This is a genomic window from Bathymodiolus azoricus thioautotrophic gill symbiont (genome assembly GCF_001298715.1).
In the GTDB taxonomy this organism is placed as follows: domain Bacteria; phylum Pseudomonadota; class Gammaproteobacteria; order PS1; family Pseudothioglobaceae; genus Thiodubiliella.
Genome location: NZ_CDSC02000261.1, coordinates 1 through 6,196 on the forward strand (window position 1 = coordinate 1; position 6,196 = coordinate 6,196).

7 protein-coding genes are annotated in these 6,196 nt (G+C 39.1%); 4 read left to right on the plus strand and 3 right to left on the minus strand.

Annotated elements, in window-relative coordinates; all coding sequences use genetic code 11:
* Positions 1-36: 36 nt before the first annotated feature.
* Together tilS and BAZSYMA_RS04970 are read right to left on the minus strand one after the other, a co-directional pair.
* Positions 37-1,206, minus strand: a complete 1,170-nt coding sequence (tilS, locus tag BAZSYMA_RS04965) for a tRNA lysidine(34) synthetase TilS (protein WP_090716259.1) — start codon at positions 1,204-1,206, stop codon at positions 37-39.
* Positions 1,181-2,137, minus strand: a complete 957-nt coding sequence (locus BAZSYMA_RS04970) for an acetyl-CoA carboxylase carboxyltransferase subunit alpha (RefSeq protein ID WP_090716263.1) — start codon at positions 2,135-2,137, stop codon at positions 1,181-1,183. The genes tilS and BAZSYMA_RS04970 overlap by 26 nt, the downstream gene beginning before the upstream one ends.
* A gap of 163 nt (positions 2,138-2,300) precedes the next feature.
* Between BAZSYMA_RS04970 and BAZSYMA_RS04975 the strand changes: the two genes are divergently transcribed.
* Genes BAZSYMA_RS04975 through BAZSYMA_RS04985 form a run of 3 tightly spaced genes read left to right on the plus strand, consistent with a single transcriptional unit; the run spans position 2,301 to position 4,480 of the window.
* The gene (locus tag BAZSYMA_RS04975; protein WP_090716265.1) at positions 2,301-2,978 is read left to right on the plus strand and encodes a TIGR00153 family protein; all 678 of its coding nucleotides are present in this window, start codon (positions 2,301-2,303) and stop codon (positions 2,976-2,978) included.
* Between the two features lie 9 nt (positions 2,979-2,987).
* Positions 2,988-4,256: an inorganic phosphate transporter gene (locus BAZSYMA_RS04980; protein WP_090716267.1), complete on the plus strand. Its 1,269-nt coding sequence runs from the start codon at positions 2,988-2,990 to the stop codon at positions 4,254-4,256.
* On the plus strand, positions 4,253-4,480 hold the full coding sequence (locus BAZSYMA_RS04985) for a BolA family protein (protein WP_090716270.1): 228 nt from the start codon (positions 4,253-4,255) through the stop codon (positions 4,478-4,480). The genes BAZSYMA_RS04980 and BAZSYMA_RS04985 overlap by 4 nt, the downstream gene beginning before the upstream one ends.
* On the opposite strand, the gene BAZSYMA_RS04990 is transcribed toward BAZSYMA_RS04985, so the two are convergent.
* Positions 4,477-4,659 (minus strand): DUF1289 domain-containing protein, encoded by a 183-nt coding sequence (locus BAZSYMA_RS04990; RefSeq protein ID WP_090716274.1) that lies wholly within the window; start codon positions 4,657-4,659, stop codon positions 4,477-4,479. The two genes, BAZSYMA_RS04985 and BAZSYMA_RS04990, sit on opposite strands and share 4 nt — an antisense overlap.
* Positions 4,660-4,727: 68 nt before the next feature.
* Between BAZSYMA_RS04990 and BAZSYMA_RS04995 the strand changes: the two genes are divergently transcribed.
* Positions 4,728-6,035: a DEAD/DEAH box helicase gene (locus tag BAZSYMA_RS04995; protein ID WP_090716277.1), complete on the plus strand. Its 1,308-nt coding sequence runs from the start codon at positions 4,728-4,730 to the stop codon at positions 6,033-6,035.
* The last annotated feature ends 161 nt before the right edge of the window (positions 6,036-6,196 follow it).

Consider the following 6,196-nt stretch of genomic DNA (forward strand, 5'->3'; position numbering starts at 1 on the left):
TTATTGTTAACTCTCAGGTTAACGGCTAAGTTAATGCTAATCGTCTTGCATATAGCCGATGCGCTCCATTGCGCGTAGTTCGTTCTCAATATAATACATTTTTAATGTATTTCTTTCCCAAGGTGGAATACCTGCTTCTTGCAAGACTTTCTTGAGTGATTGCGAATGTGTTTTGCCAGGTAATTTAATACGCTGAGCTTCATTTCGATAGCGAATAGAAAAATGAGCAGTATTTTTAAATTCATCATGATACGGGCAATTCTCTTTATTTTTTGTCATTTGAGTGTCAATAAAGTAGAGTTTATTCTTATAACGACGCATCTCGAAATTACCCCAGTTCACCAAAGGATTAGCGTCTTCTTTGGCAGATAATAAGCCTAACATTTGTTGCATTATTTTATCGGATGGTGCAAGGAAGTTCAACACACTCAAATGATAACGCATGATGTTTTTAATGCGATAGGGTTCAAGTTGCATAAGGCATTTAACATCTAGTTGGTTGCCACTTATAATTTGATTTTTTTTAATATCAATCTTTGCCAAATCTTGTATTAGGTGCAGGGCTTCAGATTGATGCTTTGCGCTACGCAATAAAGTGAGTGTTAGATTTTTATAAACTGTTTCCAGTTTGGGAATAATATCCAGTCTTAGAAAATTGCGACGGAAGTTTTTGTCCATATTGCTGTCATCTTCAACCCAAGATAGATGATTATTTTTGGCATATTTAAGAATGGCAGATTTTCCAATATTGAGCATTGGGCGATAATGTGTGCCTTTGCCAAAAGGTTTTGATTTCGGCATAGCAGCAAGTCCAGCTACGCCACAGCCACGAAATAGCTGTAATAGCAAGGTTTCTGCTTGATCGTTTTGATGGTGGGCGGTACACAATATCTCGTCTTTTTCTAAATTAGAAGATAGTGAATGATAACGACTTTTACGCGAATTTTCCTCTATATTTGACATTTTTAACAACTGAATATCAATATTAGTATAAGGAATGTTTAGCGCAGTGCATAAATCCTTGCAAAACATCTCCCACTCATTGCAATGTTTAGACAAGTGGTGATTGCAATGCACAGCACGCAGATTATTCGGATAGTGTGTGTGTAAATAATGTAGCAGAACAACCGAATCAATACCGCCACTTAATCCAAGGACAATTTTCTTATCCTTTAGAGCGTTATCCTTGTTCTTGAAATCTTCCAAAACTTAGGAGTTTTTCCGCGCGTTGTTGAACCAGTTGTTCAATATCTATATTGCTGATTTCTTTGAGTTGCTGTTTTAATGCTTCTCTTAATAAGATTTTTGCTTGTTGGGGGTCACGATGAATACCGCCAAGTGGTTCAGAGATAATACTGTCAATCAAGCCTTCATTTTTAAGGCGCGAACTAGTGAGTTTAAGCGATTCTGCTGCTATACTCGCCTTGCTGGCGTCTTTGTAAAGAATAGAGGCGCAACCCTCAGGTGAAATCACTGAATAGATGCTATATTCAAACATCATCATTTTATCAGCCACACCAATTGCAAGCGCACCACCTGAACCACCCTCACCAATCACTACAGAGATAATAGGGGTTGCTAAGGTTGACATCTCGAATAAGTTTCTGGCAATCGCCTCAGACTGCCCACGCTCTTCTGCGCCAATACCGGGATAAGCCCCTGGAGTGTCAATAAAGGTAACAATTGGCATTGAGAATTTTTCTGCCATTTTCATTAAGCGTAAGGCTTTACGGTAGCCTTCTGGTTTCGGCATACCAAAGTTGTGTTTAATTTTTTCTTGTGTTGTGCGACCTTTTTGCTGACCAATAAACATGACTGATGCGCCATCTAGTTTAGCAATACCGCCAACAATTGCGCTGTCATCTGCATAAGCTCGGTCACCATGAAGTTCGCTGAATTCATCAAAGACCGAATTAACATAATCTAATGTATAAAGTCGACTAGGGTGGCGCGCTAATTGTGCGATTTGCCAATCTGAAAGCGAGGCAAAAATCTTTTTTGTTAGTGAGATGCTTTTGTTTTCTAAGGCTTTTATTTCTTGAGAAATATCAGCCTTGTCCTTGATATTTTCAAGCGCTTCAATTTTGCCTTCTAATTCAGCAATTGGTTGTTCAAAGTCAAGATAATTTAAATTCATATTAAGTTAAAATTAGCAAATTGTTAAGTGGTAAATTATAACATTGTGTAGGCAGTTAAAAAAATCAAAAAATAAAACTTGACATATAGGGTTATTTGTTGAAAATGCATATTATTGATAGCACAGACTGTAATCATAAATTTAAAGAGGGATAAACCAAACCATGCCAAAAAGTATCATTGACGGACTGTTCGGAAAATCACCGATTAGCCCATTACAACAGCATATGACCAGCGTGCATTCATGTATTTCTGAGCTTAAAGGTTTTATGGTCGCTATTCACGAAAAAAACTGGACGGAAGCGGAAGCAATTAGAGGCACTATTGGACACAAGGAAGGCGAAGCCGATATACTAAAAAAGAAATTGCGTTTAAGTCTGCCTTCAACTTTTATGATGCCGTTTTCTCGTCGTGACTTATTAGATTTGTTGTTAATTCAAGATTCTATTGCCAACATTACTAAGGATGTTTCAGGTCTGATGATTAATCGCAAGATGACTTTGCCAAATGAGATTTTTGATGATGTGATTGAACTTACTGATGTTTGTATTAAAACTTCAGCAGCAGCACTTAAAGCCGTTAATGAGCTAGACGAATTATTAGAAACCGCATTTGGTAACCGTGAGCGCAAGGTGGTTAGCTCCATTATTGAAGATGTCAATGAACTTGAAAGTGAGTCAGATAAAATTCAACATGTAATCCGCGCTAAATTATTTCCTTTAGAACAAGGTTTGCCACCAGTAGATGTCATGTTTTACTATCGCGCTGTTGAATGGTTAGGCGAGTTAGCTGATGCTGCTCAAAAGGTCGGTTCTCGCCTAGAAGTATTGCTCGCTAAATAAGGTTTAATTATGGAAATCATTGCAAATTATGGCGATATCTTATTAGTTCTAGCGATTGTTTTTGGCTTATTTATGGCGTGGGGTGTGGGTGCAAATGATGTTGCAAATGCAATGGGAACCTCAGTGGGATCAGGTGCAATCACCATTAAACAAGCAATTATCATTGCTGTTATTTTTGAGTTCGCAGGTGCGGTATTGGCAGGTGGCGAAGTCACAGCGACCATTCGTAAAGGTATTTTAGACGCCAGTATTTTTACCAATGACCCGCATTTATTGGTTTATGGTATGTTGGCATCATTGTTGGCAGCAGGATTTTGGCTAATGATTGCCTCTTCTCTAGGTTGGCCGGTATCAACAACACACTCAATCGTGGGTGCTATCGTTGGTTTTGGCGCAGTTGGTGTGGGTGTTGATGCCGTTGCATGGGGTAAAGTTGGCACAATTGCAATGAGTTGGATTGTCTCGCCAATCTTGGCAGGTAGTATTGCTTTTGTTTTATTCAAGAGCTTACAAAAACTCATTATTGATACTGAAAATCCATTTGATAACGCCAAAAGGTATGTGCCGTTTTATATGTTTTTAGTGGGTTTTGTGATTTCTTTAGTGACAATTTTCAAGGGATTGAAACATGTGGGTTTGCATTTTGAGATAGGTGTAAGTTATATGTTGGCAACTGGATTTGGCGTGTTGGTTGCTGTTATTGGTACATTCTTTGTCCGTCGCATTCATCTTGATGTTGATGAAAATATTGATTTTCACTTTACCTCTATGGAAAGAGTCTTTGGTATATTGATGCTGATTACGGCAGCGGCAATGGCATTCGCACACGGATCTAACGATGTGGCAAATGCGATTGGCCCACTGGCTGCTATTTATGGTGTGATTGATAGCGGTGGTTTGATTGGTTCTAAAAGTGCGTTGCCTGTTAGCATCTTATTAGTGGGCGGCGCTGGTATCGTATTTGGTTTGGTGACTTATGGACATAAGGTAATTGCAACAATTGGTACTGGTATTACTCAATTAACACCTTCGCGTGGTTTTGCTGCAACCCTAGCAGCAGCTGCAACAGTGGTGGTTGCATCAGGTACAGGCTTACCAGTGTCCACTACGCAAGTATTGGTGGGTGCAGTCTTAGGTGTTGGTTTGGCAAGAGGCATGGCAGCACTTAATACCCGCGTGATTAATAAAATATTTTTATCGTGGTTGATTACATTGCCAGCAGGTGCATTGATGTCAATCCTATTTTTCTTTACACTTAAGGGGATATTTGGCGCATGACATTAGAAGAAATCCAAGCAAAACTTGAAGCAGGCATTGAGAATTCAACCGTCACTATGGAAGGTGATGGTTGTAATTGTTCAACCTTGGTGGTTTCACCAATCTTTGAGGGGCTATCATTATTAGCCAGACAAAAAATGGTATTGGCGACTGTTCGCGCAAATATTGACAGTGGCGAGTTGCACGCGTTAAGCATTAAGGCACGCACACCCTCAGAAGTCTAACTTTCTAAATTTTCGATTTCTCGATTGTCTAAATCTTTTATAATCGCCTCACGCATTGCGCCTGAATAACTCATCCAGTTTGTGATCTCATCGCTGTTGCGTTTGCAACCTACGCAGAAGTTTTGCTTATTGTATTTACAAATGTTCAAGCAGGGTGTTTTGATAACTTTATTATTCATGTGATTATTATAGTTTGCGATAGCAGGCTGCCGTAAAATACTCGCCTTTATCTTAATCGCATAATCCCATGGGTTTTTCCAAATTAGGTCTATCAGACTCTATCCTAGAAGCAGTTACCAAAAAAGGCTATGACAAGCCCTCACCAATTCAAGAGCAGGCTATTCCTGTAGTATTAGATGGCAAAGACATTATGGCCGCTGCACAAACAGGCACAGGAAAAACTGCGGGTTTTACCTTGCCAATTTTGCAAATTTTATCAAAAGGCACACCCGCAAAATCTAACCAAGTCCGCACACTTATTTTAACCCCAACACGCGAACTCGCTGCACAAGTGAACGCCAGCGTTGTTGATTATGGTAAGCAACTAGCCCTCAAGTCAACAGTTGTATTTGGTGGTGTGAAAATTAACCCACAAATGCAAAAACTCAGAGGTGGTGTGGATATTTTGGTGGCAACACCGGGTAGATTATTAGATTTGTATTCACAAAATGCCGTGAAGTTTGACCAGCTAGAAATCTTAGTTTTTGATGAAGCCGATAGAATGTTAGACATGGGATTTATTCACGACATTAAACGCATTTTAAAAATTCTACCTAAAAATAGACAAACCCTAATGTTCTCCGCCACTTTTTCTGATGAAATCAGAAAATTAGCAAAAACTTTAGTTAACGATCCTATAGAAATCTCAGTAACACCAAGAAACACCACCGTAAAATCTGTCAAACAGTGGATTCACCCTGTTGACAAATCCAAAAAACAAGCCTTACTAACGCATCTTATTCAAGAACATAGCTGGTATCAAGTCTTAGTATTTAGTCGTACCAAGCACAGTGCTAATCGTATTGCTACCCAACTCGGCAAAAAAGGCATCACTGCAGCTGCCATCCACGGCAATAAATCCCAAGGTGCTCGTACGCGTGCCTTGGCAGATTTCAAAGCAGGCAAAGTAAATGTTTTAGTCGCCACTGATATCGCTGCTCGTGGTATTGATATTGTTGAGCTGCCACATGTGGTAAATTTCGATTTACCTAATGTCCCTGAAGATTATGTGCATCGTATCGGTAGAACAGGTCGTGCAGGTTCTAAAGGTGAGGCTATATCATTGGTAAGTGCTGATGAAGCCAAACAACTTTTCGACATTGAGCGCCTAACTCAGAAAAAACTTGATCGTATTATGGTAGATGATTTTATTCCTAGTCATGATGTGCCTGAAACTGGTAAAAAACTCCTTCCACCTAAAAACAAAAAGCCAAAAAAGAACAAGAGTCGCAACAAGCCAAGATACGGAAAAAACAGTAATTCCGCTGAAAATAAAGCCAAAAATAAGAAAGGATTCTGGGGTGATAAATCTAACAAAAAACCTAAGAAAAATTAAATCTTTCCAATCGCCTTAAGGCTATGCACTGCAAAATCCTTATTAAAGTGTTGTAATTCTTCAAGTGATATTTCCGTAAAGCCTCGGTTAGTTAGTCAACCCTTAAAAACCACACAAAACATTGATTTATAACAATAAAACTAACAATAACCCTAGACAAA